The organism is Streptomyces sp. NPDC107575, assembly GCF_055657265.1.
Genome location: NZ_JBVKBG010000006.1, coordinates 378,064 through 404,348, shown reverse-complemented (window position 1 = coordinate 404,348; position 26,285 = coordinate 378,064). Strand labels below are relative to the sequence as shown.

Sequence of the window (26,285 nt, the reverse complement as noted above, 5' to 3'; positions counted from 1 at the left end):
ATCAGGCTCCTTGGGCGTTGGGCGAAGTCGCTCCGGACTTATTGTCCTGTGCAGAGGGGCTGTCGCCCTCAACGGCGGGGGCCGTTTTTTTGTCCCCGCGCCATGCCTCGCGCAGCATCTCGTGCCAGCGCGGACGCTTGCGTGGCGGAACATAGTCGACCCCGCCCAGCGACCACGGATTGCACCGAAGGATCCGCCAGGCGGTGAGTGCTGTTCCCTTGACTGCCCCGTGCCGGTCGATGGCGGTGAAGCCATAGTGGGAGCACGACGGGTAGTACTTGCACACCGGGCCCAGCAGTGGACTGATGGTCCACTGGTAGATCTTGATCAAGGCCAGCAGTGGGTACTTCATCGCGCGCCCCCTCCCAGCAGCCGCTGAAGGGCGGCATCCAGGTCTCGGGCCAGCTGTGCGTGGGTCGCGTCACCCGCTCCGGGCAACGCGCGTACGACTACCAGGCTACCTGGGGGCAACAGAGCCACCCGGTCCCGCATGAGGTGGCGAAGCCTGCGCTTCACCGCGTTCCGTACGACGGCGCCACCCACGGCCTTGCTCACGACGAAACCCGCACGCGGCGGGGAGAGAGTCTCCCTGGGCGCGTGCGGGTCCGTTGAACCGCTACGTAGGTGAACGACGAGAAGCGGGCGTCCGGCCCGACGTCCCCGGCGTACCGCGGTCGCGAAGTCTTCGCGCCGCCTCAGCCGATACTCGGTAGGCAGCACGTCATGACCTGATTACGAGATCAGGCGGACAGGCTGGCGCGACCCTTGCCACGACGGCTGGCGAGAATCGCACGACCGGCGCGGGTCCGCATGCGAAGGCGGAAGCCGTGGGTCTTGGCGCGACGACGGTTGTTCGGCTGGAAGGTGCGCTTGCTCACTCGGGGGCTCCTGAAAAACGTGTGGTGGCGGGACATCGCCTGGCTGTCACCGTGCGCCCACGAGTAGCTCGCGAATACGCCCGAGTGCACCGCTACACGGCCCGCAAGAACTGTGGATCGTGACCTTGCCCATCGGAGGCAGGCGGCAGCAGCCATCGACAACTCGACCTGGTTACGGTACGCGCGGCTACGCCATCCGGTCAAACCGACGTCATGCGGGGGACACTGTCCACAGGCTGGGGACAACAACTTGAACCGCAGCGGTCGCGCTGACTACCGTGACTGAACTCCGATTCGTTCCCTTCTCACCGCCCCACCCGATTTTCTTCCCGATCCGTCCCAGGAATCACACGTTCGTGGGACCAGCGAGAGAGCGTGCCCTGTGGCTGACGTACCTGCCGATCTTGCCGCAGTGTGGCCACGAGTTCTGGAGCAACTCCTCGGGGAAGGCCGCGGGCAGGGCGTCGAGACGAAGGACGAGCACTGGATCCGGCGCTGTCAGCCGTTGGCACTGGTCGCCGACACCGCGCTGCTCGCCGTGCCGAACGAATTCGCCAAGGGCGTACTCGAGGGCCGGTTGGCCCCGGTCGTCAGCGAGACCCTCAGCCGCGAGTGCGGCCGCCCCATCCGGATCGCGATCACCGTCGACGACTCCGTGGGCGAGCCGCCCGCCCCTGCACCCACCCCCGCGCCTGCGCCCACGCCCCCGCCCGCGTACGAGGGCTACGAGCGCCGCGGCGCCGACGAGCACGGCCAGGGCCCGCGGGCCGAGCAGCCCCCGGCGCCCCGCCCCGACCCGCTCCCGACCGCCCGCCCCGCCTACCCGGACTACCAGCGCCCCGAGCCGGGCGCCTGGCCGCGTCCGCAGCAGGACGAGTACAACTGGCAGCAGCCCCGGCTCGGCTTCCCGGAGCGGGACCCGTACGCGTCGCCCGCACAGCAGCCGCAGCACGACTACCGGCAGCAGGAACGGTCGCCCTACGAGCAGCAGCCGTACGAACAGGAGCGCGGTCGCTACGACCAGCAACAGGAGCGCCCCCCGTACGAGCAGAAGGGGGACGGGCGCCCCTCCTATGAGGACCGCCCCTCTTATGAGGACCGTTCCTCCTACGAGGACCGCTCCTCTTACGAAGACCGACCCTATGAAGACCGCTCCTACGAGGACCGTTCTTCTTATGAAGAGCGGTCGTCCTATGAGGAGCGCGGTTCCTACGAGCCTTCGCGCGACCGGCCGCAGCGCCGTGAGCCCGGCAAGCCCGCGATGGGCGGCCGTCCGCCCCAGGACGGCGGGCACGGTCCTGGTGGGCCCGGCAATCGTGGTGTGCCCAGTGGCGCGCCCGGCCCCCTGGCCGCGCAGCCCGCGCCGGCGACCGGCCCCGGTGAGCCGACGGCGCGCCTGAACCCCAAGTACCTCTTCGACACATTCGTGATCGGCGCGTCGAACCGCTTCGCGCACGCGGCCGCGGTCGCCGTCGCCGAAGCACCCGCCAAGGCGTACAACCCCCTGTTCATCTATGGGGAGTCGGGCCTCGGCAAGACCCACCTGCTGCACGCGATCGGGCACTACGCGCGCAGCCTGTACCCGGGCACGCGCGTGCGGTACGTGAGCTCCGAGGAGTTCACCAACGAGTTCATCAACTCGATCCGTGACGGCAAGGGCGACTCGTTCCGCAAGCGGTACCGCGAGATGGACATCCTGCTCGTCGACGACATCCAGTTCCTCGCGGACAAGGAGTCGACGCAGGAGGAGTTCTTCCACACCTTCAACACGCTCCACAACGCGAACAAGCAGATCGTGCTGTCCAGTGACCGGCCGCCCAAGCAGCTGGTGACGCTGGAGGACCGGCTGCGCAACCGGTTCGAGTGGGGCCTGATCACGGACGTCCAGCCTCCGGAGCTGGAGACCCGTATCGCCATCCTTCGTAAGAAGGCGGTGCAGGAGCAGCTCAACGCGCCTCCGGAGGTGCTCGAGTTCATCGCGTCCCGCATCTCACGCAACATCCGTGAGCTGGAAGGGGCGTTGATCCGCGTCACGGCGTTCGCGTCGCTCAACCGACAGCCCGTGGACCTGGGGCTCACGGAGATCGTCCTCAAGGATCTGATCCCCGGTGGCGAGGACGCGGCTCCCGAGATCACGGCCTCGGCCATCATGGCGGCGACCGCGGACTACTTCGGCCTCACGGTCGAGGACCTCTGCGGATCCTCGCGCAGCCGGGTGCTCGTGACGGCCCGCCAGATCGCGATGTACCTGTGCCGTGAGCTCACGGACCTGTCCCTGCCGAAGATCGGCGCGCAGTTCGGCGGCCGCGACCACACGACCGTGATGCACGCGGACCGCAAGATCCGCGCGCTGATGGCCGAGCGGCGCTCCATCTACAACCAGGTCACCGAGCTCACCAACCGCATCAAGAACGGCTGACAGCAGCCCGGTTACGACCCGCAGGGCGCTTCGGGAACGACTCCCGGAGCGCCCTTTTCGCGTCTGTGGGCACGCCCGACGCCGTCCCGGTCGCCGGCCCGAGTACACCGCACGCTCAACCGGTGTTCGATTCCCCGCCGCGTTACGGGTGTTCTCCACAGATCTGCCGGGTTTTTGCGATCCACACCCTGGGGACCGGAAAGTTGTCCAGACTGCATCCACAGCGCACTGGGGCGACAGGACATCACGGCAGGTCAGGCGGCTGTGGATTCGTGGACAAGTGGTCTCCACAGCCTGTGGAGAGATTTTTTCTCCACAGGCTGTGCATGACGTTGTCCACCGGCAACCCACAGGCTCGCGTCTGTTGTGCACAGCGATCAAGAGCTTCTCCACACGGCTGTCCACTGTTCGGCAACGCAACGCGCCACCTCACCTCCGCGAGTGAAAGGCGTCACACCAAGGTGGTTGGTTGGGCTGGGGAGAACCTGGGTAAAGCTGGGGACAGCGCTGGGGAGAAGTCGCCCAAGCCTGTGCATCGGGTGTGCAGAACTTTCGGCCGTCCACAGAGAACGCCGGTTGTCCACCGTCTCGGCCCACAGCCGCAGTGGACAAAAAACCGCCTCTGACCTGCGATTTTGAGGTTATCCACGCTTTCCACAGCCCCTACTACTACGTCCAACTAGTAAGAGCTGGGAATTCGTTTCGAAGACTGGGCTGTGCACAACTCGCTCGTGACGGCTCGGCCTCGGTTCGGCGCGACTTGACCGAGGCAGGCAACGACTGTCAGTGCGGTGCGTCAGACTGTTCCCCGGTGTCCTCCCCATCTGTGGACCGAGTGACACCACGTCTGCCGATGCAGACGGCAGACCGAAGACCAAGCAGGGCGAGAGCAGCCAGCAACAGCAGGAGGCGGCTTAAGTGAAGATCCGGGTGGAACGCGACGTACTCGCGGAGGCGGTGGCCTGGGCGGCGCGCAGCCTTCCGGCACGACCGCCTGCGCCCGTCCTCGCGGGCCTTCTGCTGAAGGCCGAGGAGGGCGCACTCAGCCTGTCGAGCTTCGACTACGAGGTCTCGGCACGCGTCTCTGTGGACGCGGAGGTCGACGAGGAGGGCACGGTGCTCGTCTCCGGCCGCCTGCTCGCCGACATCTGCCGCGCCCTGCCCAACCGTCCGGTGGAGATCTCCACAGACGGTGTACGGGCGACCGTCGTCTGCGGCTCCTCGCGATTCACACTCCACACGCTTCCTGTGGAGGAGTACCCGGCGCTGCCGCAGATGCCGACCGCCACGGGCACCGTCCCGGGCGAGGTCTTCGCGGCCGCCGCGTCCCAGGTGGCCATCGCGGCCGGCCGTGACGACACGCTGCCCGTCCTCACCGGTGTGCGCATCGAGATCGAGGGCGACACGGTGACGCTGGCGTCCACCGACCGCTACCGCTTCGCCGTCCGCGAGTTCCTGTGGAAGCCGGAGGACCCGGAGGCCTCCGCGGTCGCCCTGGTGCCCGCCAAGACGCTCCTGGACACCGCCAAGGCGCTCACGAGCGGTGACACGGTCACGCTGGCGCTCGCCGGCTCCGGCGCGGGCGAGGGCCTCATCGGCTTCGAGGGCGCGGGCCGCCGCACCACGACCCGGCTCCTCGAGGGCGACCTGCCGAAGTACCGCACGCTGTTCCCGACGGAGTTCAACTCCGTGGCCGTCATCGAGACCGCCCCCTTCGTGGAGGCCGTCAAGCGTGTGGCCCTCGTCGCCGAGCGCAACACCCCGGTGCGGCTCAGCTTCGAGCAGGGCGTGCTCATCCTGGAGGCCGGCTCCAGCGACGACGCACAGGCTGTGGAAAAGGTTGACGCCAACCTGGAGGGCGACGACATCTCGATCGCCTTCAACCCGACCTTCCTGCTCGACGGTCTGAGCGCGATCGACTCCCCGGTCGCCCAGCTGTCGTTCACGACGTCCACCAAGCCCGCGCTGCTCTCCGGCAAGCCGGCCGTGGACGCCGAGGCGGACGACGCGTACAAGTACCTGATCATGCCGGTGCGGCTCTCCGGCTGAGGTTCTTGAGGTGCAGGCCGCCGGGTTCGCCCGAGCGGCTATGCCCACAGGTGTGCGGGAGCGTCCGGGTTTAGGCTCGGACGCAGGTACGAGTCGCCACGCGTGGTCTCGATACCGCCCTCGCACCACCTCACGCTCGTCGCAACGTAAGGAACCACTGATGGAGCTCGGTCTCGTCGGCCTCGGCAAGATGGGCGGCAACATGCGCGAGCGCATCCGCCGCGCCGGCCACACCGTCTTCGGCTACGACCGCAATCCGGACCTCGCGGACGTCCACAGCCTCAAGGAGCTTGTGGGCAAGCTCAAGGGCCCGCGCGTGGTGTGGGTGATGGTCCCGGCGGGCGCCGCGACCCAGTCAACGATCGACGAGCTCGGCGAGCTGCTCTCCGAGGGCGACATCGTGGTCGACGGCGGCAATTCGCGCTGGACGGACGACGAGAAGCACGCGGAGGAGCTGGCTGCCAAGGGCATCGGCTTCGTCGACGCGGGCGTCTCCGGTGGCGTGTGGGGCCTGGAGAACGGCTACGCGCTGATGGTCGGCGGCTCCGAGGAGAACGTCGCGAAGGTCAAGCCGGTCTTCGACGCCCTCAAGCCGGAGGGCGACTTCGGCTACGTGCACGCGGGCAAGGTCGGCGCCGGGCACTTCTCCAAGATGGTCCACAACGGCATCGAGTACGCCATGATGCAGGCCTACGCCGAGGGCTGGGAGCTCCTGGAGAAGGTCGACTCCGTCGACAACGTCCGCGAGGTCTTCCGCTCCTGGCAGGAGGGCACGGTCATCCGCTCCTGGCTGCTCGACCTCGCCGTCAACGCGCTCGACGAGGACCAGCACCTGGACAAGCTCCGCGGCTTCGCGGCGGACTCGGGCGAGGGCCGGTGGACCGTGGAAGCGGCCATCGACAACGCCGTCCCGCTGCCGGCGATCACCGCGTCGCTGTTCGCGCGCTTCTCCTCCCGGCAGGAGGACTCGCCGCAGATGAAGATGATCGCGGCGCTGCGCAACCAGTTCGGCGGCCACGCCGTCGAGAAGAATTAATCCACACCTGTAGAAAACCGCTGTTCAGAACTCTGGGGGAGGTCGGCCCACGACCATGCACGTCACGCATCTGTCGCTGGCCGACTTCCGCTCGTACGCCCGGGCCGAGGTCGCACTCGACCCGGGCGTCACCGCGTTCGTGGGCCCGAACGGGCAGGGCAAGACGAACATCGTCGAGGCCGTCGGCTACCTCGCCACGCTCGGCAGCCACCGCGTCTCCTCCGACGCCCCTCTGGTGCGCATGGGCGCCGAGCGCGCCGTGATCCGGGCGCAGGTACGGCAGGGCGAGCGCCAGCAGCTCGTCGAGCTCGAACTGAATCCGGGCAAGGCCAACCGCGCCAGGATCAACAGGTCCTCGCAGGTCAAGCCGCGTGACGTGCTGGGGATCGTCCGGACGGTGCTGTTCGCGCCGGAGGACCTGGCCCTGGTGAAGGGCGACCCCGGTGAGCGCCGGCGCTTCCTCGACGAGCTGATCACCGCGCGCTCGCCCCGGATGGCGGGCGTGCGCTCCGATTACGACCGTGTCCTGAAGCAGCGCAACACGCTCCTGAAGACCGCGGCGCTCGCGCGGCGGCACGGTGGGCGCTCCATGGACCTGTCCACGCTCGACGTGTGGGACCAGCACATCGCGCGCGCGGGCGCGGAGCTGCTCGCGCAGCGGCTCGACCTGATCGCGACGCTGCAGCCGCTGGCCGACAAGGCGTACGAGCAGCTGGCGCCGGGCGGCGGGCCGATCGCCCTGGAGTACAAGCCCTCGTCCCCCGAAATCGTCGGGCACGCGCGCGAGGAGCTCTACGAGCAGCTGCTCGCCGCCCTCGAAGGGGCGCGCAAGCAGGAGATCGAGCGGGGCGTCACGCTGGTCGGCCCGCACCGCGACGAACTGGTCCTCAAGCTCGGCCAGCTGCCCGCCAAGGGCTACGCGAGCCACGGCGAGTCCTGGTCGTACGCGCTGGCGCTGCGCCTGGCCTCGTACGACCTGCTGCGGGCCGAGGGGAACGAGCCGGTGCTCGTCCTCGACGACGTCTTCGCCGAGCTGGACGCGCGCCGCAGGGAGCGCCTGGCGGAGCTCGTGGCGCCCGGTGAGCAGGTTCTGGTCACGGCCGCCGTCGACGATGACGTACCGGGGATACTCGCGGGCACCCGCTACGCGGTGTCGGACGGAACGGTGGAGCGGCTGTGAGCGCCGGAGAATCCCCCGAAGGTGCGAAGGGCCCGCGGGAACCAAAAGCCGATCCCGAGCCTTCTGGTGTCGACCTGGCGCGCGTCGCCCTCCGTGCGGCGAAAGAGGCGGCACGCGCGCGTGGTGACTCCGCCCAGCAGAAGAAGCAGGCGCGGCGCGGCGGCGGACTGCGGTCCGGGGCGCGCTCCGACGGGCGGGACCCGATGGGCCTCGGCCCCGCCATCAACCGGCTGATCACCGAGCGCGGCTGGGAGACTCCGGCCGCGGTCGGCGGCGTCATGGGGCGCTGGCCGCAGATCGTCGGCGAGGACCTCGCCAAGCACTGTGTTCCGCAGACGTACGACGAGGACGAGCGGGTCCTGGTGGTGCAGTGCGATTCGACGGCCTGGGCGACCCAGGTGCGAATGCTGGCTCCGCAGCTGGTCAGGCGCCTGAACGAGGATCTCGGACACGGCGCCGTGCGCCGCATCGACATCAAGAATCCCGGTGGTGGCCCGCGCCGCTACGGCCCCTTGCGAGCCCCCGGAAGCACGGGTCCCGGCGACACCTACGGGTGACCGATCGGCCGCCGTAGCTGGTGGTTCACACCTCGAAGCGCTGAGTGCCGCTGTGAGCCTCTCGGAGCCCCGCACCGCATAGGGGGAGTCGGACGATCCCGGTTGAGGGCGGCACATGAGGACTCAGGCACCGCCAAACCCCCATCTATGTCCGAGCTACCGGTACACTGGGAGACAATCCCGCCCCACTTGTGGGACGCACCGAGCAACGCTGATCAGGGCTTACCGAACAAACACGCCGCAGCCGCTCCGGCCACCAACCGGGAGCTTGGCTTGTGCTGTGCCAGAAAGGGCGCTTCGTGGCCGATTCCGGCAACCCCAACGAGAACATCCCGTCCACCGACGCCGAAGAGCACGTCGGGGCCACAGAGGCCTCGTACGACGCCAGTGCGATCACCGTCCTCGAAGGGCTGGACGCGGTCCGCAAGCGACCCGGCATGTACATCGGCTCGACCGGTGAGCGTGGCCTTCACCACATGGTGCAGGAGGTCGTGGACAACTCCGTCGACGAGGCCCTGGCCGGTCACGCGGACACGATCGACGTCACGATCCTGCCCGACGGCGGCGTCCGCGTCGTCGACAACGGCCGTGGCATCCCCGTGGGCATCATCCCCTCCGAGGGGAAGCCCGCCGTCGAGGTCGTGCTGACCGTCCTGCACGCGGGCGGCAAGTTCGGAGGCGGCGGCTACGCCGTCTCCGGTGGTCTGCACGGCGTGGGCGTCTCCGTCGTCAACGCGCTGTCCACGAAGGTCTCCGTCGAGATCAAGACCGACGGCCACCGCTGGACGCAGGAGTACAAGGCCGGCGTCCCGACCGCGCCGCTGGCGCAGCACGAGGCGACCGACGAGACCGGCACCTCGGTCACGTTCTGGGCCGACGGCGACATCTTCGAGACCACCGAGTACTCCTTCGAGACGCTGTCGCGGCGCTTCCAGGAGATGGCCTTCCTCAACAAGGGCCTGAAGATCAACCTCACGGACGAGCGCGACATCGCGAAGGCCACGGCCGGCGCGGACACGAACGAGGCGGGCGACGACACCGCCTTCGAGCCGCGTTCGGTCTCGTACCACTACGAAGGCGGCATCGTCGACTTCGTGAAGTACCTGAACTCCCGCAAGGGAGAGGTCGTTCACCCCTCCGTGATCGACATCGAGGCCGAGGACAAGGAGAAGCTCCTTTCCATCGAGGTCGCGATGCAGTGGAACACCAGCTACAGCGAGGGCGTCTACTCCTTCGCCAACGTGATCCACACACACGAGGGCGGTACCCACGAGGAGGGCTTCCGCGCCGCGATGACCGGTCTCATCAACCGGTACGCGCGCGACAAGAAGCTGCTGCGCGAGAAGGACGACAACCTCACGGGTGACGACATCCGCGAGGGTCTGACCGCGATCATCTCGATCAAGCTGAGCGAGCCGCAGTTCGAGGGCCAGACCAAGACCAAGCTGGGCAACACCGAGGCGAAGACCTTCGTCCAGAAGGTCGTCTACGAGCACCTCCAGGACTGGCTCGACCGCAACCCCGTCGAGGCCACGGACATCATCCGCAAGGCCATCCAGGCGGCCACCGCGCGCGTGGCGGCCCGTAAGGCCCGCGACCTGACCCGTCGCAAGGGCCTCCTGGAGACCGCGTCCCTGCCGGGCAAGCTCTCCGACTGCCAGTCGAACGACCCCACCAAGTGCGAGATCTTCATCGTCGAGGGTGACTCCGCCGGTGGCTCGGCCAAGTCCGGCCGTGACCCGATGTACCAGGCCATCCTGCCGATCCGAGGCAAGATCCTGAACGTCGAGAAGGCGCGCATCGACAAGATCCTGCACAACCAGGAGATCCAGGCGCTGATCTCGGCCTTCGGCACCGGAGTCCACGAGGACTTCGACATCGAGAAGCTCCGCTATCACAAGATCATCCTGATGGCGGACGCCGACGTCGACGGCCAGCACATCAACACCCTGCTGCTGACCTTCCTGTTCCGCTTCATGCGTCCGCTGGTCGAGGCCGGTCACGTCTTCCTGTCGCGCCCGCCGCTCTACAAGATCAAGTGGGGCCGTGACGACTTCGAGTACGCGTACTCGGACCGCGAGCGCGACGCCCTGATCGAGATGGGCAGGCAGGCCGGCAAGCGCATCAAGGACGACTCGGTCCAGCGCTTCAAGGGCCTCGGTGAGATGAACGCCGAGGAGCTGCGCGTCACGACCATGGACCAGGAGCACCGCGTGCTCGGCCAGGTCACCCTCGACGACGCCGCCCAGGCCGACGACCTGTTCTCGGTCCTCATGGGCGAGGACGTCGAGGCCCGGCGCTCGTTCATCCAGCGCAACGCCAAGGACGTCCGCTTCCTCGACATCTGAGTCGGTCTCAGCTGACCGCACAGAAAGGATCTTGACCAGCAATGGCCGACGAGAACACCCCCACGCCGCCCGAAGAGAACGAGGACGGCAGCGCCATCGCGATGCGGATCGAGCCCGTCGGGCTCGAGACGGAGATGCAGCGCTCCTACCTGGACTACGCGATGTCCGTCATCGTGTCCCGCGCGCTGCCCGACGTACGCGACGGCCTCAAGCCCGTCCACCGCCGCGTCCTGTACGCCATGTACGACGGCGGCTACCGGCCCGAGAAGGGCTTCTACAAGTGCGCCCGCGTCGTCGGCGACGTCATGGGCAACTACCACCCGCACGGCGACTCCTCGATCTACGACGCCCTGGTGCGACTCGCCCAGCCGTGGTCGATGCGCATGCCGCTGGTGGACTCCAACGGAAACTTCGGCTCCCCGGGCAACGACCCCGCGGCCGCCATGCGCTACACCGAGTGCAAGATGGCGCCGCTGTCCATGGAGATGGTCCGTGACATCGACGAGGAGACCGTCGACTTCACGGACAACTACGACGGCCGCTCCCAGGAGCCGACCGTCCTGCCGGCCCGCTTCCCGAACCTGCTGATCAACGGCTCGGCCGGCATCGCGGTCGGCATGGCGACCAACATCCCGCCGCACAACCTGCGCGAGGTCGCCGCCGGTGCCCAGTGGTGCCTGGAGAACCCGGAGGCCTCGCACGAGGAGCTCCTGGACGCCCTCATCGAGCGCATCAAGGGCCCGGACTTCCCGACCGGCGCCCTCGTGGTGGGCCGCAAGGGCATCGAGGAGGCGTACCGCACCGGTCGCGGCTCCATCACGATGCGCGCGGTCGTCGCGGTCGAGGAGATCCAGAACCGCCAGTGCCTGGTCGTCACCGAACTGCCCTACCAGGTCAACCCGGACAACCTCGCCCAGAAGATCGCCGACCTCGTGAAGGACGGCAAGGTCGGCGGCATCGCAGACGTCCGCGACGAGACGTCGTCCCGTACAGGCCAGCGCCTGGTCATCGTCCTGAAGCGGGACGCGGTCGCCAAGGTCGTCCTGAACAACCTGTACAAGCACACCGACCTGCAGACGAACTTCGGCGCCAACATGCTGGCGCTGGTCGACGGCGTGCCGCGCACGCTGTCCCTCGACGCGTTCATCCGGCACTGGGTGGCGCACCAGATCGAGGTCATCGTCCGCCGGACGAAGTTCCGTCTCCGCAAGGCCGAGGAGCGCGCCCACATCCTGCGCGGCCTCCTGAAGGCCCTGGACGCCATCGACGAGGTCATCGCGCTCATCCGGCGCAGTGAGACCGTCGACGTCGCGCGCGGGGGCCTCATGGAGCTCCTGGCGATCGACGAGATCCAGGCGAACGCCATCCTCGAGATGCAGCTGCGCCGACTGGCCGCCCTGGAGCGCCAGAAGATCGTCCAGGAGCACGACGAGCTCCAGCAGAAGATCAACGAGTACAACGCGATCCTGGCCTCGCCGCAGCGCCAGCGCGAGATCGTCAGCTCGGAGCTGCAGCAGATCGTCGACAAGTTCGGCGACGACCGCCGCACCAAGCTGGTGCCCTTCGAGGGCGACATGTCCATCGAGGACCTGATCGCCGAAGAGGACATCGTCGTCACCATCACGCGCGGTGGCTACGTCAAGCGCACCAAGACCGACGACTACCGCTCCCAGAAGCGCGGCGGCAAGGGCGTGCGCGGCACGAAGCTCAAGGAAGACGACATCGTCGACCACTTCTTCGTGTCGACGACGCACCACTGGCTGCTCTTCTTCACCAACAAGGGACGCGTCTACCGCGCGAAGGCGTACGAACTCCCGGACGCCGGGCGGGACGCGCGCGGTCAGCACGTCGCGAACCTGCTCGCCTTCCAGCCGGACGAGTCGATCGCCGAGATCCTCGCGATCCGCGACTACGAAGCGGTGCCCTACCTGGTGCTCGCCACCAAGGCGGGTCTCGTCAAGAAGACGCCTCTGAAGGACTACGACTCGCCGCGCTCCGGTGGCGTCATCGCCATCAACCTCCGCGAGGCCGCGGACGGTTCGGACGACGAGCTGATCGGCGCCGAGCTGGTCTCCGCCGAGGACGATCTGCTGCTCATCAGTAAGAAGGCGCAGTCCATCCGGTTCACCGCCACGGACGACGCACTGCGTCCCATGGGGCGTGCCACGTCCGGCGTCAAGGGCATGAGCTTCCGCGAGGGAGACGAACTGCTCTCGATGAATGTCGTGCGTGCCGGTACGTTCGTCTTCACCGCCACCGACGGTGGGTACGCGAAGCGGACCAACGTCGACGAGTACCGCGTCCAGGGTCGCGGTGGCCTCGGTATCAAGGCCGCCAGGATCGTGGAGGACCGCGGCGAGCTCGTCGGCGCCCTGGTGACCGAGGAGACCGACGAGATCCTCGCCATCACGCTGTCCGGCGGTGTGATTCGTACGCGAGTCAACGAGGTCAGGGAGACGGGCCGTGACACCATGGGCGTCCAACTGATCAACCTGGGCAAGCGCGATGCCGTCGTCGGCATCGCACGTAACGCCGAGGCCGGCCGTGAGGCGGAGGAAGTCGACGGCGACGTCCCGCAGGACGCGGACGGCGCCGAGACCGACGATTCCACCGCGGGTGAGACGGCCGTCGGAACGGACGAGGGCGGACAGTCCTCGGCCGAGTAGCGCGAGGAGTGAGTCATCGTGAGCGGAGCCACGGGCGCAGGCTCTACCGGGACATCCACCGGTACGGAAACCGAGAGCGGCCGTGGCTCCGCTCACGACGTCGATGACGTCAAAGGCTCAACCGACTCGACCGACTCGAACGAGTCTCATGGATCCCAGGGGGGAACTGTGACGGACACCCGAGGTCCGCAGACCCAGCAGTACGCGACCGGTGGCAGCGGTGCCCTGCCGGGCGAGCGGCCGCAGCAGCCGGCCCAGCCGTACCACCCGCCGCAGGCGTACCAGAACTCACCGGACGGGGCCCGCAGGCCGCGCACCGGGGCGCGCACCACCCCGCGTACGCGCAAGGCCCGTCTGCGCGTTGCCAAGGCGGACCCGTGGTCGGTGATGAAGGTCAGCTTCCTGCTGTCCATCGCGCTCGGCATCTGCACGATCATCGCGGCCGCCGTGCTGTGGATGGTCATGGACGCCATGGGGGTCTTCTCCACGGTCGGCGGCACGATCTCCGAGGCCACGGGCTCGAACGAGTCCAACGGCTTCGACCTGCAGTCGTTCCTGTCGCTGCCGCGCGTCCTGATGTTCACGACGGTCATCGCCGTCATCGACGTCGTGCTGGCGACGGCCCTGGCGACGCTCGGCGCGTTCATCTACAACCTCTCCGCGGGCTTCGTCGGCGGCGTCGAGCTCACGCTCGCCGAGGACGAGTGACCGTTCCCCCGGCTTTCTGAGGCCTGAAAGACCCGCTGGTGGGCGGGCCAGGACTATCGATTTTGGGACTGGCCCCCCAGTGCGCTAATCTTCAGGAGTCAGCGCGCGGGACACACACCGCAGAGCGCGGCGGGGCTATAGCTCAGTTGGTTAGAGCGCATCCCTGATAAGGATGAGGCCACAGGTTCAAATCCTGTTAGCCCCACATCACGAGGACCCTCAAGCGGAAACGCTTGGGGGTCTTCTGCTGTACGCGGGCGGGGCGTGGGCGGACATGCCGATGGGCCCGCGCAGCCGTAGGGGATGGCTGGGGCCTCGTTCGACAGTCCTGCTGTTCTGTTGTGTCTGGTGCGCGGTTCTGCCGTCTCCGGGCGTGGTTGTCCGCCCGGCTGTGCCGTCTTTGCTGCGGGATCTTCTGTACTGCGGGTTCTTCTGTACCGCTGTGCTGTCTGTACTGCTGTTCCGTCTGTACTGCTGTTCCGTCTGTGCCGCTGGTTCTTCTGCGTCCACGTCTTCTACGTCGCGGCTACGTCTGCTGCGTGGTGCGGGCTACAGCTGCGTGGTGAGGGTCTCGGCCGCGAGGTGGCTGTCGGCGTTGCGCTGCTCGGTGTCGGCCGGCGGGCGGTGGCGGACGCTCGGGGAGGAACCGTGGGCCTCGGCGCGGATGCGCTGCTTCATCGTCGGTGGCAGCGACCGCTTGAGCGACCAGTACGGGCGGGCCGCCGCGGGTGCGGGGGCGCTGACCGTCGCGCTCTCGCTCTGGGTCTTCTCCGTCTGCTGAGCCGGAGTGGCCGCGGTGGCCGGGGAGGTGAGTCCGAGCGCCGAGAACAGCGCGATGAATGCGGAGATGATGACGGTCCACACCGTCATGACCTTCTGCTTGGTCATGGCCCCTCATTTCAGGTTGGGCGATTTGCGTACTTTCCTCATGATGTGGATGGGGGCTCGCGAGTGGTGGACCGACGCTCGCGGGGCGTCGATATTCAGATGAACACCACTCGGATGGGCGCAAGGGGCCGTTTCTGCCGCAGTTTCTACTGCTGTCCTCAGGGGCCGAGTTGAGGTGGATCCAGGTCACCGATCGGTATCGATCGGTGTGTATAGTCGGGCGCCAGAAGTCCCCTACGTCAAGGAAAGACGAGGTCGCGCGGTGAAGAAGCTTCTCCTGGTCGCACTGGCCGCCATCGGCGGGCTCCTCGTGTACCGCCAGATCCAGGCGGATCGCGCCGAGCAGGATCTGTGGACGGAGGCGACTGACTCCGTGCCCACGGGTTCGTGAGTACTGACAACAGTCACTTCACAGGGCCCCGGTCGCAGCAGCGGCCGGGGCCCTGTGCTGTCCGGGGTGCCTTTACCCGTGCGATTGCGTGGCGGGAATCCGTCGCACGCCGGACACCGCGCGGAGTGGAACGGCAGGATGGCCGTCCATGGGGAGACTCCTGAGGCGGCTGAGGAAGGGGCGGCGCGGCCGGGGCCCGGCGCGGGGCGCTGCCGGGGCGGGCCTGTGCGCGGCCCTGGTGCTGGCGCTGCCGGGGGCGGCGTGGGCGGCGGGCAACGGAAATCCGTACGAATTCGCCGAGGGTGCCCAGAGCGTCCACGGGGCGCGCAGTGGTGCGACGGCGGCGCAGCTCAAGACCGGCGCGACCTACCGGAGTTCACTCGCGGCCGGGGACGGCGCCACCGCCTACTACCGCGTCGAGCTGGACGGGGCCGCCACCGCGTACGCCTCGGTCGTGGCCGTGCCGCCGCTGGGTTCGGGGGTGAAGGCGGCGGCCGCGGACGGCATCGCGGTGTCGCTGCGGGACAGCCAGGGGAATCAGTGCGATGCCGAACGCGCGACGTTCCGCTCGGCTTCCTCTCCGCGGCCGATCGCGGCGACGGTCGAGCGTCCCGTACGTCCCGGAGGACTGCGGTGCCAGTCGGCCGGGACGTACTACGTAGTCGTGGAGCGGACGGCGGCGGCCGGGTCGAGCGAACGGGACTGGGGGCTCGAACTGCGGGTGGCCACCGAGCCGGGCCTTGTGTCCGCCGCCCCGGGAGCGGGGGCGCGGTCCTGGCCTTCGGAGCCGGCGGAGCTGCCGTCGGGGGCGGGCGCGCGGCGCAGCGGGGGCACCGGGTTCAACGACGCGAGGGCGCTGACGTCCGGCGCCTGGAAGGACCGGATCGGGCCGGGGCAGAGCCACTTCTACCGGGTGCCGGTGGACTGGGGGCAACAGCTCGCCTTCGGCGTCGAGTTGGACGGTTCGACGGGCGTCGGAGGCCGGGGGACGGTCCCAGGGGCGCTCGACATGGAGCTGTACAACCCCGCGCGGGCGCCGGTGGCGACGAAGGGCGCGGAGTACTCGGGTGGCACGGTCTCGGCCGCCCTCGACCCGCTGCCGCCCGTCGCGTACGGGAACCGGCTGCTGTCGCGCGGCGACGAGGCGGCGACGGGGCTCGCCGGCTGGTACTGGCTCAAGGTCACGCTCAGCCCGGCGATGGCGGAGAAGGCCGGGTCCGGGGGCCTGGGGATGACGCTGCGGGTGGCCGTCGACGGGGAGGCGAAGCAGGCGCCCGACTATGTGCGGGATCCGGGGGAGTTCCAGGTGACGTCCGAGGACCTGGCGGCCGCCGAGCGGGGGGAAGGCGGGGCGGAATGGGACTTCGGGGCCGGTGAAGGGGGTGGCTCCAAGGCTGCTCCGGGGACGGGGTCAGGGCCGGATTCCGGGGCCGGAGCGGGTTCTGGAGCTGGTGCCGCGGCTGGGCGTGAGGAGGCTTCCGGAGGTGCGGCGGCTTCGTCCGCGGCGCCGCTGGGGGACGGCCTGATGACGGTGGTGGGTGTGGCCGGCATCGGGACCGGGAGCGCGTTGGTGCTGTGGCTGGGGGCGTGGCGGGTGCTCGCCGTGCGGAAGGTGCGGCGGGCACAGGGGTAGAGCGGGGGCTCGGCGGCGGTGGCCAGAGGCGAGCCACGGGCTGGCCAGGGCCGGATCAGGGGCGGGTCAACGCCCAGATGCCCACCGCGAAGCAGGCCAGAGCCAGGAGCAGCACCGGGATCGTCACCCTCGCGGGTGGTCCTGGCCGGGGCCGGGGAACTTCTGCGTCGTCGGATGCGTACAGAGAGTGACGGACCTGGGGAGGGTCGAGGGGCGAGGGGGCGGACGGGTGCGGGGCGAGAAGCGGTGGTTCGGGGGCCGGTTCCGGAGTGTGTTCCGGTGCGGGGGCAGGTACGGGTGCGGGGTCGGGCGTTGGCGTCGGTTCCGGGGGGAGAGGGGGCGGCGTGGGGCCGATCGGCGGCGGGGTGAGGCCGGTCGGGGGCGCCGGGGGCATCTCGGGCACTGGAGGCACCTGGGGCGCTGGGGGCGCGGGTGGAGCCGGAGGTGCCGAGGGCGCGGGGGACACGGTCCCTTCGGGGAACGCCAAGGAACCAAAGGAATCGGGGGACGCCGCTCCCTCGGGGAACGCCGATGGCTCGGGGAACGCCGAGGGCTCGGGCGGTTCCGAAGGGCGTGGCGGCAGCGGGGTGTTGGTGGGTGGTGGCGGAACCTGCGGGAGCTGCGGCGCCGCTGTGTGCGCCCCGAGCCCATGGCCCGCCGGGACCGATCCCTGATGGTCCGCCGAGACCGCACCTTGACCGCTCTGGCCCGCGCCGTGGGCCGGGGAGGCGGCGCCTCGCCCCGCCGTCGACTGCTCGTGCACCGGCGTCCCCGCACCGTTCACCGGCCGGGCCCGGCGCCCTCGTACCGCGGGGCCGCCGGGGCCGAAGCCCGGGGGGAGCGGGCCGAGTTGGTCGAAGACCTCGATCAGCTCGTCGTCGGGACCCGGATCCGGGAGGAGTTCGGCCGCGGCGAGGAGGGCCTTGCGGGCACCGGTCGCGGTGCGGAACCGCGTATCGGGGTCCGGCTGCAGCAGCCCGGCGAGGACGCCCCACAGCGGCCCCGGCACGCCCTGCGGCGCCCTCGGGGTGCCGTGTTCCTCGAAGTGTTCGATCAGGGCCTTGGAGTCGGGCATGGCGCCCTCCAGGAGATGGAGCGCGACGAGCCCCGTGGCGAACAGGTCCGCGGGGAAGTCGGGTTCCGCGCCCATCTCCTGCTCCGGCGCGAAGTACCCCGGAGTGCCCACCACGTAGTCCGCCTCCGTCAGGCGCGGCTCGCCCTTGCGCATCGCGATGCCGAAGTCGGACACGCGCAGATGCGGCAGCCCGGTCCCGGTGGCCTCGAGCAGGAGGTTGGCGGGCTTGATGTCGCGGTGCACCACGCCCTCGGCATGCACGGCGGTGAGCCCGGAGAGGAGCTGATCGAGGAGGACGCAGACGAACTGGGGCGGCAGCGGCCCGTAGTCCGCGACGAGATGGACGAGCGAGCCGCCGGCGACCAGGTCCATGGTGAACAGGACCTTGTCGTCGTCCGCGGCCCAGCTGGCCGGGGCCAGGACGTGCGGGTGGTCGATGCGCAGCGCCTGCTCCCGCACGAAGCGCAGCAGGGTGTGGGCGTCGGACTGCTGCAGAACCTTCGCCGCCACATAGCGGCGGCGCCGGTGGTCCCAGGCGCGCCAGACCGCGCCCACTCCCCCGCGGCCGATCGGATCGGCCAGTTCGTACCGGCCGGCGAAGACCTCACCCATGGTCGCGCGTCGCTCCCCTCCCGGCGCCGGACACGGTGCCGCGCCAGACCGGGGTCAGCTCTGGTGCGACTGGTAGTGGGCGACCGCGTCGGAGGTGCGCCCCGCGCCGTACACCCGGAGGAACTCTGCCAGCTCGGGGTGGCTGGGGGCGAGCGAGTCCGCCGCCTCGATGATGTCGCTCGCGGCCGAGACGGAACGCAGCAGCGACTGGATCTCACGCACGACGCGCTTCACCGTCGGCGCGCCCGAACTGTTCGACGCCTGCCCGGTGTTGCTGAGCACCGACCCGCCCTGCGACTTCTTGATCTCGTCCATCCGCTCGGTGGCCTCGGCCGCGCTGACGCTGCCGTCGGCGACCTGACCCGCGAGCGACTGGAGCAGCTGCACGCGCTGCACCACGGCAGGGTTGCCGATCTTCGCGCGCTGACCGCTCATGAGCTGCGACAGCATGGGGGCGGAAAGCCCGAGCACTCCCGCGAGGCGGGCCTGGTTGAGCCCGAGGTCCTCGATCAGCCGACGGAAGAGCGCCCCCAGCGGCTCCCCGTACCAGTTCCGCTGGAGCTCCCTGGCTCTTGCGGTGGCTTCCTGCTGTGCGGCGTCCATTGCGTCTCCCCATCGCTTCCCCAAGTACGGTCCTTCGCTGCCGCGAAGCACGTGGGGCATCTTACGGAGAGTGGTCGCCCGCCGGGACCCCCAATCTTTTTGCAGGATTCAGGGGGTGACCCGGTACTCTGGTCTGCGGTGCCGAACCGGAACGTGAAACTTCCGGTGGGACGCATCGTTTTCGGGGCCTTAGCTCAGTTGGTAGAGCGCTGTCTTTGCATGGCAGATGTCAGGGGTTCGACTCCCCTAGGCTCCACAGCAGAAAGCCCCTCCGCCCAGGTTCTCCCTGGTCGGAGGGGCTTTCGCCGTATGCGGGACCTCAGCGCTCGTCCTCCACGGACGTGTCCGCCTCGGCCTGCTTCGCCTGCACCTCGGGGTCGAGGATGTCCCGGCCGCTGCCGTCGACGGAGGTCAGCGGCGCGCTGTCGGGAACCTCGGTGGCGGCCGGCGGCTCCACCAGCCAGTCCGGGTTGGCCTGCTTGTCCCACCACTTCCACGCGGCGAACGCGCCGCCCGCGAGGATGCCGAGGACGACGAGACGCTTGGCGACACGGCCGGAGCGGGCCCGACGCTCGTGCTTGCGCACCAGCTTGCGGATCTCCTTCGGCGAGACGTCGCCGCGCAGCCCGGAATAGGCGGCGCTGCCGCGGGCAGCGGCCTCCTTGCGTACCGGCTCGGACGCGGCGACCGCCTGCTCGATACGCGGCTTCGAATACGCCGCTGCCTGGCGCGCGGCCTCGCGGGTGCGGGCCGCCGCGTCGTGCGCGGCCTGGTCGAGCTTCGGCGGGACATGCGTCCGGGCCTGTTCGAGGCGCGGAGCGAGATGCGCGTCGTACTGGGCACGCGCCTGGTGCGCGGCCTGCGAAACCTTGGGCCCGAGCGCGACGCGCGCCTCTTGCGCGTACGTCGTGGCACGGTCCCTCGCCGACTCGGCGTAGGGCGCCACCACTTCCGCGGCGTGCAGGACGCTGTCCTTCGCCGAGCCGGTCGCGGCACGCACGCTGTCGATGCGGGTCACGGGATCCTCCTCCTCGGTGGCGTACAGGTTTTTCACCTTTCCACCCTTTCGCGGATCATGCCTGCCGGGAGCGTCAATGCGGTGGTAAGGCTTGGTACGGCTTGATAAAGGGACTTGGCGACGACAATGCCACGGATCGTGGCGGGGCGCGCCTCTTCGACTGCGAGTAGACCGGATTTCGGCTGCTGAAACCCCCGCACAACCCTGACAAGTCCGTCCGGGGCCACCGAGAGTGCGCCGTGCGAGGATCGGGGAGCACAAATGTCAACGGAAGGCAGATCGTGGCCGAGCAGCTGTACGCCACTCTCAAGACCAACCAGGGCGACATCGAGGTCCGGCTGCTGCCGAACCACACCCCCAAGACGGTCAAGAACTTCGTGGAGCTCGCCAAGGGCGAGCGTGAATGGACCAACCCGGAGACCGGGGAGAAGTCCACGGCGCCCCTCTACGACGGCACGATCTTCCACCGCGTCATCGGCGGCTTCATGATCCAGGGCGGCGACCCGCTGGGCAACGGCACGGGCGGCCCCGGCTACCAGTTCGAGGACGAGTTCCACCCCGACCTGGCCTTCACCAAGCCGTACCTGCTGGCGATGGCCAACGCGGGCCCCGGCACGAACGGTTCGCAGTTCTTCATCACCGTCTCGCCCACCGCCTGGCTGACCCGCAAGCACACCATCTTCGGTGAGGTCGTCGACGAGGCAAGCCAGAAGATCGTCGACGCCATCGCCGGTACGCAGACCAACCCGCGCACCGACCGCCCGGTCAACGACGTGGTCATTGAGACCGTCTCCGTAGAGACCCGGTAGTCCCGCAGGGAACCTTTTCGCCCCGCTCGTCCGTCGCCTGTTCATAGGCACGGGGAGCGGGGCGGTGCGTTGCGCGGCCGCGCGACGACGACGTACGCACACCCGACCGCTCGACCAGAGACCCGAGGGGACGACCGCCATGGATCAGGCGCCCGGCAGCCCGCAGGAACCGAAGGACACACAGGGCCTGCCCGGCTGCTACCGGCACCCGGACCGCCCGACCGGCATCAGCTGCACCCGCTGCGAGCGGCCCATCTGCCCCGAATGCATGGTCAGCGCGTCCGTCGGATTCCAGTGCCCGGAGTGCGTGCGCAGCGGCTCGGGCACCGGGCACGCGCCGAGCGCGAACCGACCGAGGACCATGGCCGGCGGCGCGATCACCTCGGACCCACGCCTGGTCACCAAGGTGCTGCTCGGGATCTGTGTGGCCGTGTTCGTGGTGCAGATGACGGTCGGCGACCGGTTCACCGAGCGCTTCGAGATGCTCGGCCTCGCCTGGGTGCCCGACCTCGGCGGCCTCGAAGGCGTCGCGGAGGGCCAGTGGTACCGGCTGCTCACCGCGATGTTCCTGCACGGCTCCTATGTCCACATCGCCTTCAACATGCTCAGCCTGTGGTGGATCGGCGGCCCGCTGGAAGCGGCACTCGGCCGTGCCCGCTACATCGCGCTGTACCTGGTCTCGGGCCTGGCCGGCAGCGCGCTGACCTATCTGCTCGAGGCGCAGTACCAGCCCTCGCTGGGCGCCTCCGGAGCGATCTTCGGTCTGTTCGGTGCGACGGCGGTCCTGATGCGGCGGCTCAACTACGACCTGCGGCCGGTCATCGCGCTGCTCGTGATCAACCTGATCTTCACGTTCAGCCCGGGCTTCAACATCGCCTGGCAGGCGCACATCGGCGGTCTCGTCGCCGGTCTGATCGTCGGCTACGCGATGGTCCACGCCCCGCGAGAGCGCCGCTCGCTCGTGCAGTACGGGACCTGTGCGCTGGTTCTGCTCGCCGTGTTGATCACCGTCGTCGTCAGGACCGCGCAGCTCACCTGAGCCCGGTTGTCCACGGATGATGACCGAGGTTGTCCACAGCGTGTGGCGGATCTTGTGCATCCTGTGGGGAACAGCTGTGCCCCTTGTCATCAACCTGGGTTTGACCAGCAGGGACAAGGGGCGAACAGGTGGTCGAGCGAGGTTGGACCGGTCACACCGGCGTCAACGCTCGGTGGGTTATCCACAGATCATGCGACCTTTTCCACGGCTGTGGAAAATCAATCGAAGTCTGTGGATAACTCAGTGGATAGCTCAGGGCAGAGCTAGTTCCACGGCTGCGCCGCAGCTGCTTCCGCGGCTACTTCCACTGAGTGGAGACGCCGAAGCCGCCGGCGATGAAGCCGAAGCCCACGACGATGTTCCAGTTCCCGAGCGCCTTGATCGGCAGCGTGCCGTCGGCCACGTAGAAGACGACGATCCAGACGAGCCCGATGAGGAACAGCGCCAGCATCACCGGCGCCACCCAGCCGCGGTTGGTCAGCTTGATATTGGCTGCCTGCTTCGACGCCGTCGGCGGCGTGTAGTCGGCCTTCTTGCGGATACGTGACTTCGGCACGAGGGTCTCTCCTGTCGATGCGCTGCGTGGCCGCGCAGAGTACGTGGGCTGGCTCCGGAGCAGCGTACAAGGGGAAGTTGTGGGGATTCCCCGTGCTCCTCCGGGCGTCCGTTAGCGTAGTGCTTCCGTGGCGTCGAAGGAGATAAGGGTACGTTGAGCAATTCCGTCGACTCTGCCAAGAGTTCCGCTCGTGGGCGCCTGCGGCCCGTGCGGTTGCTCACCGTCGGCGTTTTCGCGCTCGCCGGCCTCATCTTTTTCACCAGTTTCAATACGGCCAAGGGCACCAATATCCGGACGGACGGGTCCCTGCTGAAGCTCTCCGACCTCATTCAGGAGCGCAGCCGCAAGAACAAGGACCTGGAAGCGGTCAACGGCGGGGTCCGCGGCGACGTCGAGCGTCTCGCCGAGCGCGACAACGGCTCCACGAAGGCCGACGACGAGAAGCTGTCCGGCCTGGAGAAGGCGTCCGGGACGAAGAAGCTGAAGGGTGAGGCGATCTCCGTCACACTCGACGACGCCCCGCCGAACGCCGCCCCCAAGCTCCCCGGCTACCCCGACCCGCAGCCCAACGACCTGGTCATCCACCAGCAGGACCTGCAGGCCGTGGTGAACGCCCTGTGGCACGGCGGCGCCAAGGGCATCAAGGTCATGGACCAGCGCCTGATCTCCACGTCGGCCGTCCGTTGCGTCGGCAACACCCTGATCCTCCAGGGCCGGGTCTACTCGCCCCCGTACAAGATCACCGCGGTCGGGGACCCGGAGAAGCTGAAGCAGGCGGTGGCGGCCTCGCCGGAGATCCAGAACTACATGCTGTACGTCAACGCGTACGGGCTCGGCTGGAAAGTCGAGGACGACGGGCCGATGACTCTTCCCGGTTACTCGGGCACAGTGGATCTCCACTACGCGAAGCCCGTGAACTAGCCATGGAGTAGCCGCCGTACTGGGGGGCCTGTGTCGGTACGTGTCGCCATCAGGACATTCAGCGAAGTCTGCATCACCGTCGGCGCCTTGATCGTGCTGTTCGTCGCCTACGTGTTGTTCTGGACGGGTGTGAAGGCCGACAGTGCGATGGGCGGTCAGATCGACGACCTCCAGGAGCAGTGGGCGAAGCGGCCGGTGGCCAGTGCGGCGCCCGAGGGCGGAACCAGTGCGGCGCCGCCGAAGCAGGGTCCGTACAAGGACGGCAAGCCCTTCGGCGTGATGTACATCCCGCGGCTTGGTTTCACGTGGAACAAGCCGGTTCTCCAGAACACGAAGGTCGACACCCTCAAGAAGGGTCTCGGGCACTACGCGGGCACGGCTCAGCTCGGGGAGAAGGGGAACTTCGCGGTTGCCGGGCATCGGCGCACGTACGGCGACCCGTTCAAGGACTTCCCCAAGCTCAGGCCCGGTGACCCGGTGGTGCTCACCGACGGGACGACCTGGTTCACGTACGTCATCGACACCAAGCCGTACAAGACGTTGCCCAGCGACGTCGGAGTGATCGATGCGGTGCCGCGCAAGTCCGGTTATGAGGAGCCCGGGCGCTATCTGACGCTGACGACCTGTGAGCCGGAGTGGGGCCACAGTCACCGGCTGATCGTCTGGGCGCATCTCGATGCCACTCAGCCTGTGGAGGCAGGCAAACCGAAAGCGCTGCGCCGTTAGTCTGGTGCCGTAATCGCAGAACGGTGGAAGGGGAGCCCGGCATGTACGGCTGGATCTGGCGGCATCTGCCGGGGAACACCTGGGTGAGGGCGGGGATCTCGGTCCTGCTGGTCCTGGCGGTCGTGTACGTCCTCTTCCAGTACATCTTCCCCTGGGCCGAGCCGCTGCTGCCCTTCAACGATGTGACGGTGAACGGCCAGTGAGCACCAGCAAGACCCGCATTCTCGTCGTCGACAACTACGACAGCTTCGTCTTCAACCTCGTCCAGTACCTGTACCAGCTGGGTGCCGAGTGCGAGGTCGTGCGCAACGACGAGGTGACGACCTCGCACGCGCAGGACGGCTTCGACGGCGTGCTGCTCAGTCCGGGCCCGGGCGCCCCCGAACAGGCCGGTGTCTGCATCGAGATGGTGCGGCACTGTGCGGCGACCGGCGTGCCCGTCTTCGGCGTCTGCCTCGGCATGCAGTCGATGCAGGTGGCGTACGGCGGCGTCGTGGACCGGGCCCCCGAGCTGCTGCACGGCAAGACCTCGCTGGTGCGGCACGAGGGCAAGGGGGTCTTCGCGGGCCTTCCCGACCCGTTCACGGCCACCCGCTACCACTCGCTGGCCGCGGAGCCCGGCACCGTCCCGGAGGAGCTGGAGGTCACGGCGCGCACCGAGGACGGCATCGTCATGGGCCTGCGCCACCGTGAACTGCCGGTCGAGGGCGTGCAGTTCCACCCCGAGTCGGTGCTCACCGAGCACGGGCATCTGATGCTCGCCAACTGGCTCGTCGAGTGCGGGGACACGGGCGCCGTGGCCAGATCGGCCGGGCTCGCGCCGGTCGTGGGCAGGGCCTCGGCGTGACCGCGTTGCGCCCCGAGCAGGACGGCGAGGCCGGCGGGTTCGAGGATGCCGTGCGCCGCCTCGACGACCCGCTGAACGACCCGTTGCCGGGGCAGCACCCGTCGCCGTGGTTCCGGCCGTCGGGAGCGCAGGAGCAGGAGCAGGAGTCGCAGCCGGAGCCTCAGCGGGAGCAGCCGCGGGCCGAGGAGCCGAAGCGCCGCATCGAGCCGGAGCCCGAGTGGTACGACCCGCAGGGCTACGCCCAGGACTGGTACGGCGGCGCTCAGCGGCAGACCCCGGAACCGGCGCCGGTGGCGCCCGTAGCCCCCGTGGCCGCGGGGCACACCCCTGAGCCCGCCCACGTCCCCGTACAGGAAGAGCCGGAGCCCGAGCCGGTGCGGGACGACGAGACCGTCGCCCTGCGCACCGCGGACACCCGGCGAATAGTCGAGACGCCGCCGGTGACCGGTGGCCGGGCCGCCCGCAGGAAGGCCGCCAAGCGGGGCGGCGGACGGCACTCGGCCGCGACCGCCACCGAGCAGGAGCCGGAGACGGGAGCGGACGGCAAACCGCTGACCCGGGTCGAGGCGCGGGCCGCGGCGCGTGCCGCCAAGCCGGGCGCCGGGGTGATCGCGAGCCGGGCGGTCGGCGAAGTCTTCATCAGCATCGGGGTGTTGATGCTGCTGTTCGTCACCTACCAGCTGTGGTGGTCGAACATAAGGGCCCACGACATCGCCGGCAGTGCCCGGCACAGCCTCGAGGACGACTGGGCCAACGGAAAGCGCAAGCCCGGCGCGTTCGAGCCGGGGCAGGGCTTCGCGATTCTCTACATCCCGAAGCTGGACGTCGTGGTGCCGATCGCCGAGGGCATCAGCAAGCCGAAGGTCCTCGACAAGGGCATGGTCGGGCACTACGACAAGGACAGCATTCCGACCGCGATGCCGGACGCGAAGCAGGGGAACTTCGCGGTGGCCGGGCACCGCAATACGCACGGCGAGCCGTTCCGGTTCATCAACCGTCTCGAACCGGGTGACCCGATCGTGGTCGAGACGCAGGACAAGTACTACGTGTACAAGATGGCGAGCATCCTCCCGCAGACGATGCCGTCGAACACGGCCGTGCTGAACCCGATCCCGGCGGACTCCGGGTTCACCAAGCCGGGCCGGTACATCACTCTGACGACGTGCACTCCGGAATTCACCAGTACGTATCGAATGATCGTCTGGGGCAAGATGGTCGAGGAGCGTCCGCGGAGCAAGGGCAAGCCGGACGCGCTCGTCGAATAACCGGGGACCACCGGGCACCAGGCATCGGGCAGTACGGCGCACAGAGACGGGGCATGACGCA

The 26,285-nt window shown here is 68.8% G+C and carries 25 protein-coding genes and 2 tRNA genes; 19 read left to right on the top strand and 8 right to left on the bottom strand.

Annotation, left to right across the window (positions count from 1 at the left end; all coding sequences use genetic code 11):
* Position 1: 1 nt before the first annotated feature.
* The 3 genes from yidD to rpmH are packed head-to-tail and all read right to left on the bottom strand — an operon-like array spanning position 2 to position 878.
* Positions 2-352: a membrane protein insertion efficiency factor YidD gene (gene yidD / locus ACZ7L4_RS31310; RefSeq protein ID WP_266711973.1), complete on the bottom strand. Its 351-nt coding sequence runs from the start codon at positions 350-352 to the stop codon at positions 2-4.
* Positions 349-720, bottom strand: a complete 372-nt coding sequence (gene rnpA / locus ACZ7L4_RS31305) for a ribonuclease P protein component (protein WP_351332263.1) — start codon at positions 718-720, stop codon at positions 349-351. The genes yidD and rnpA overlap by 4 nt, the downstream gene beginning before the upstream one ends.
* 20 nt (positions 721-740) lie before the next feature.
* Positions 741-878 carry a 50S ribosomal protein L34 gene (rpmH, locus tag ACZ7L4_RS31300; protein WP_010985740.1) on the bottom strand — a complete coding sequence of 46 codons (138 nt, stop codon included), beginning with the start codon at positions 876-878 and terminating at the stop codon, positions 741-743.
* A gap of 382 nt (positions 879-1,260) precedes the next feature.
* On the opposite strand from rpmH, the gene dnaA reads away from it, so the two are divergent.
* The 9 genes from dnaA (at position 1,261) to ACZ7L4_RS31255 (ending at position 14,046) form a co-directional block, all read left to right on the top strand.
* Positions 1,261-3,297: a chromosomal replication initiator protein DnaA gene (gene dnaA / locus ACZ7L4_RS31295; RefSeq protein ID WP_472107877.1), complete on the top strand. Its 2,037-nt coding sequence runs from the start codon at positions 1,261-1,263 to the stop codon at positions 3,295-3,297.
* Between the two features lie 918 nt (positions 3,298-4,215).
* On the top strand, positions 4,216-5,346 hold the full coding sequence (gene dnaN, locus ACZ7L4_RS31290; RefSeq protein WP_472107875.1) for a DNA polymerase III subunit beta: 1,131 nt from the start codon (positions 4,216-4,218) through the stop codon (positions 5,344-5,346).
* A 160-nt stretch (positions 5,347-5,506) separates the two neighbouring features.
* Positions 5,507-6,382 carry a phosphogluconate dehydrogenase (NAD(+)-dependent, decarboxylating) gene (gene gnd, locus ACZ7L4_RS31285; protein WP_472107874.1) on the top strand — a complete coding sequence of 292 codons (876 nt, stop codon included), beginning with the start codon at positions 5,507-5,509 and terminating at the stop codon, positions 6,380-6,382.
* A gap of 55 nt (positions 6,383-6,437) precedes the next feature.
* Positions 6,438-7,562 (top strand): DNA replication/repair protein RecF, encoded by a 1,125-nt coding sequence (gene recF / locus ACZ7L4_RS31280; protein WP_450816715.1) that lies wholly within the window; start codon positions 6,438-6,440, stop codon positions 7,560-7,562.
* Positions 7,559-8,119, top strand: a complete 561-nt coding sequence (locus ACZ7L4_RS31275; RefSeq protein WP_450816717.1) for a DciA family protein — start codon at positions 7,559-7,561, stop codon at positions 8,117-8,119. Before recF ends, ACZ7L4_RS31275 begins: the two co-directional genes overlap by 4 nt.
* 299 nt (positions 8,120-8,418) lie before the next feature.
* A complete protein-coding gene (gene gyrB, locus ACZ7L4_RS31270) occupies positions 8,419-10,467 on the top strand; it encodes a DNA topoisomerase (ATP-hydrolyzing) subunit B (protein ID WP_472107872.1) in 2,049 nt (682 codons plus the stop codon).
* A 41-nt stretch (positions 10,468-10,508) separates the two neighbouring features.
* On the top strand, positions 10,509-13,133 hold the full coding sequence (gene gyrA / locus ACZ7L4_RS31265) for a DNA gyrase subunit A (RefSeq protein WP_472107870.1): 2,625 nt from the start codon (positions 10,509-10,511) through the stop codon (positions 13,131-13,133).
* A gap of 18 nt (positions 13,134-13,151) precedes the next feature.
* Entirely contained in the window at positions 13,152-13,841 is a 690-nt protein-coding gene (locus ACZ7L4_RS31260; RefSeq protein ID WP_450816723.1) for a DUF3566 domain-containing protein, read from the top strand.
* 131 nt (positions 13,842-13,972) lie between these two features.
* Positions 13,973-14,046 (top strand) — tRNA-Ile (locus ACZ7L4_RS31255).
* A 344-nt stretch (positions 14,047-14,390) separates the two neighbouring features.
* Here the strand turns inward: ACZ7L4_RS31255 and ACZ7L4_RS31250 are convergent.
* Complete coding sequence (locus ACZ7L4_RS31250; protein WP_450816725.1) at positions 14,391-14,729, bottom strand: DUF6344 domain-containing protein; 339 nt, start codon at positions 14,727-14,729, stop codon at positions 14,391-14,393.
* Positions 14,730-14,991: 262 nt separating this feature from the next.
* Here ACZ7L4_RS31250 and ACZ7L4_RS31245 point away from each other — a divergent pair, with 262 nt between their 5' ends.
* Both ACZ7L4_RS31245 and ACZ7L4_RS31240 read left to right on the top strand, forming a co-directional pair.
* Positions 14,992-15,120, top strand: coding sequence for a DLW-39 family protein (locus tag ACZ7L4_RS31245; RefSeq protein WP_003999697.1), 129 nt, complete (start codon positions 14,992-14,994; stop codon positions 15,118-15,120).
* A 148-nt stretch (positions 15,121-15,268) separates the two neighbouring features.
* Positions 15,269-16,753 carry a hypothetical protein gene (locus ACZ7L4_RS31240; RefSeq protein ID WP_472107868.1) on the top strand — a complete coding sequence of 495 codons (1,485 nt, stop codon included), beginning with the start codon at positions 15,269-15,271 and terminating at the stop codon, positions 16,751-16,753.
* Between the two features lie 55 nt (positions 16,754-16,808).
* Here the strand turns inward: ACZ7L4_RS31240 and ACZ7L4_RS31235 are convergent, their stop codons facing one another.
* Positions 16,809-18,440, bottom strand: coding sequence for a serine/threonine-protein kinase (locus ACZ7L4_RS31235; RefSeq protein ID WP_472107866.1), 1,632 nt, complete (start codon positions 18,438-18,440; stop codon positions 16,809-16,811).
* Positions 18,441-18,494: 54 nt separating this feature from the next.
* Positions 18,495-19,043: a helix-turn-helix domain-containing protein gene (locus ACZ7L4_RS31230; protein ID WP_399228908.1), complete on the bottom strand. Its 549-nt coding sequence runs from the start codon at positions 19,041-19,043 to the stop codon at positions 18,495-18,497.
* A gap of 183 nt (positions 19,044-19,226) precedes the next feature.
* Between ACZ7L4_RS31230 and ACZ7L4_RS31225 the strand changes: the two genes are divergently transcribed.
* Positions 19,227-19,299 (top strand) — tRNA-Ala (locus ACZ7L4_RS31225).
* A gap of 63 nt (positions 19,300-19,362) precedes the next feature.
* Here the strand turns inward: ACZ7L4_RS31225 and ACZ7L4_RS31220 are convergent.
* Entirely contained in the window at positions 19,363-20,061 is a 699-nt protein-coding gene (locus ACZ7L4_RS31220) for a DUF5324 family protein (protein ID WP_472108158.1), read from the bottom strand.
* A 281-nt stretch (positions 20,062-20,342) separates the two neighbouring features.
* On the opposite strand from ACZ7L4_RS31220, the gene ACZ7L4_RS31215 reads away from it, so the two are divergent.
* Both ACZ7L4_RS31215 and ACZ7L4_RS31210 read left to right on the top strand, forming a co-directional pair.
* On the top strand, positions 20,343-20,870 hold the full coding sequence (locus ACZ7L4_RS31215; protein ID WP_450816731.1) for a peptidylprolyl isomerase: 528 nt from the start codon (positions 20,343-20,345) through the stop codon (positions 20,868-20,870).
* A gap of 139 nt (positions 20,871-21,009) precedes the next feature.
* Entirely contained in the window at positions 21,010-21,909 is a 900-nt protein-coding gene (locus ACZ7L4_RS31210) for a rhomboid family intramembrane serine protease (protein WP_472107864.1), read from the top strand.
* Between the two features lie 298 nt (positions 21,910-22,207).
* On the opposite strand, the gene crgA is transcribed toward ACZ7L4_RS31210, so the two are convergent.
* The gene (crgA, locus tag ACZ7L4_RS31205) at positions 22,208-22,465 is read right to left on the bottom strand and encodes a cell division protein CrgA (RefSeq protein WP_385759110.1); all 258 of its coding nucleotides are present in this window, start codon (positions 22,463-22,465) and stop codon (positions 22,208-22,210) included.
* Between the two features lie 153 nt (positions 22,466-22,618).
* On the opposite strand from crgA, the gene ACZ7L4_RS31200 reads away from it, so the two are divergent.
* Genes ACZ7L4_RS31200 through ACZ7L4_RS31180 form a run of 5 tightly spaced genes read left to right on the top strand, consistent with a single transcriptional unit; the run spans position 22,619 to position 26,224 of the window.
* Complete coding sequence (locus tag ACZ7L4_RS31200) at positions 22,619-23,386, top strand: DUF881 domain-containing protein (RefSeq protein ID WP_472107863.1); 768 nt, start codon at positions 22,619-22,621, stop codon at positions 23,384-23,386.
* Positions 23,387-23,416: 30 nt separating this feature from the next.
* A complete protein-coding gene (locus ACZ7L4_RS31195; RefSeq protein WP_472107862.1) occupies positions 23,417-24,112 on the top strand; it encodes a class E sortase in 696 nt (231 codons plus the stop codon).
* A gap of 41 nt (positions 24,113-24,153) precedes the next feature.
* Complete coding sequence (locus tag ACZ7L4_RS31190; RefSeq protein WP_385759119.1) at positions 24,154-24,315, top strand: hypothetical protein; 162 nt, start codon at positions 24,154-24,156, stop codon at positions 24,313-24,315.
* Entirely contained in the window at positions 24,312-24,959 is a 648-nt protein-coding gene (locus ACZ7L4_RS31185) for an aminodeoxychorismate/anthranilate synthase component II (RefSeq protein WP_472107860.1), read from the top strand. Before ACZ7L4_RS31190 ends, ACZ7L4_RS31185 begins: the two co-directional genes overlap by 4 nt.
* On the top strand, positions 24,956-26,224 hold the full coding sequence (locus ACZ7L4_RS31180; protein ID WP_472107858.1) for a class E sortase: 1,269 nt from the start codon (positions 24,956-24,958) through the stop codon (positions 26,222-26,224). The genes ACZ7L4_RS31185 and ACZ7L4_RS31180 overlap by 4 nt, the downstream gene beginning before the upstream one ends.
* Positions 26,225-26,285 lie beyond the last annotated feature (61 nt).

Bases quoted from the DNA above. Each gene is read 5' to 3' on its own strand.
- yidD (WP_266711973.1), bottom strand. From the start codon at position 352: ATGAAGTACCCACTGCTGGCCTTGATCAAGATCTACCAGTGGACCATC.
- gnd (WP_472107874.1), top strand. From the start codon at position 5,507: ATGGAGCTCGGTCTCGTCGGCCTCGGCAAGATGGGCGGCAACATGCGC.
- recF (WP_450816715.1), top strand. From the start codon at position 6,438: ATGCACGTCACGCATCTGTCGCTGGCCGACTTCCGCTCGTACGCCCGG.
- gyrA (WP_472107870.1), top strand. From the start codon at position 10,509: ATGGCCGACGAGAACACCCCCACGCCGCCCGAAGAGAACGAGGACGGC.
- ACZ7L4_RS31250 (WP_450816725.1), bottom strand. From the start codon at position 14,729: ATGACCAAGCAGAAGGTCATGACGGTGTGGACCGTCATCATCTCCGCA.
- ACZ7L4_RS31240 (WP_472107868.1), top strand. From the start codon at position 15,269: ATGGGGAGACTCCTGAGGCGGCTGAGGAAGGGGCGGCGCGGCCGGGGC.
- ACZ7L4_RS31235 (WP_472107866.1), bottom strand. From the start codon at position 18,440: ATGGGTGAGGTCTTCGCCGGCCGGTACGAACTGGCCGATCCGATCGGC.
- ACZ7L4_RS31230 (WP_399228908.1), bottom strand. From the start codon at position 19,043: ATGGACGCCGCACAGCAGGAAGCCACCGCAAGAGCCAGGGAGCTCCAG.
- ACZ7L4_RS31210 (WP_472107864.1), top strand. From the start codon at position 21,010: ATGGATCAGGCGCCCGGCAGCCCGCAGGAACCGAAGGACACACAGGGC.
- ACZ7L4_RS31190 (WP_385759119.1), top strand. From the start codon at position 24,154: ATGTACGGCTGGATCTGGCGGCATCTGCCGGGGAACACCTGGGTGAGG.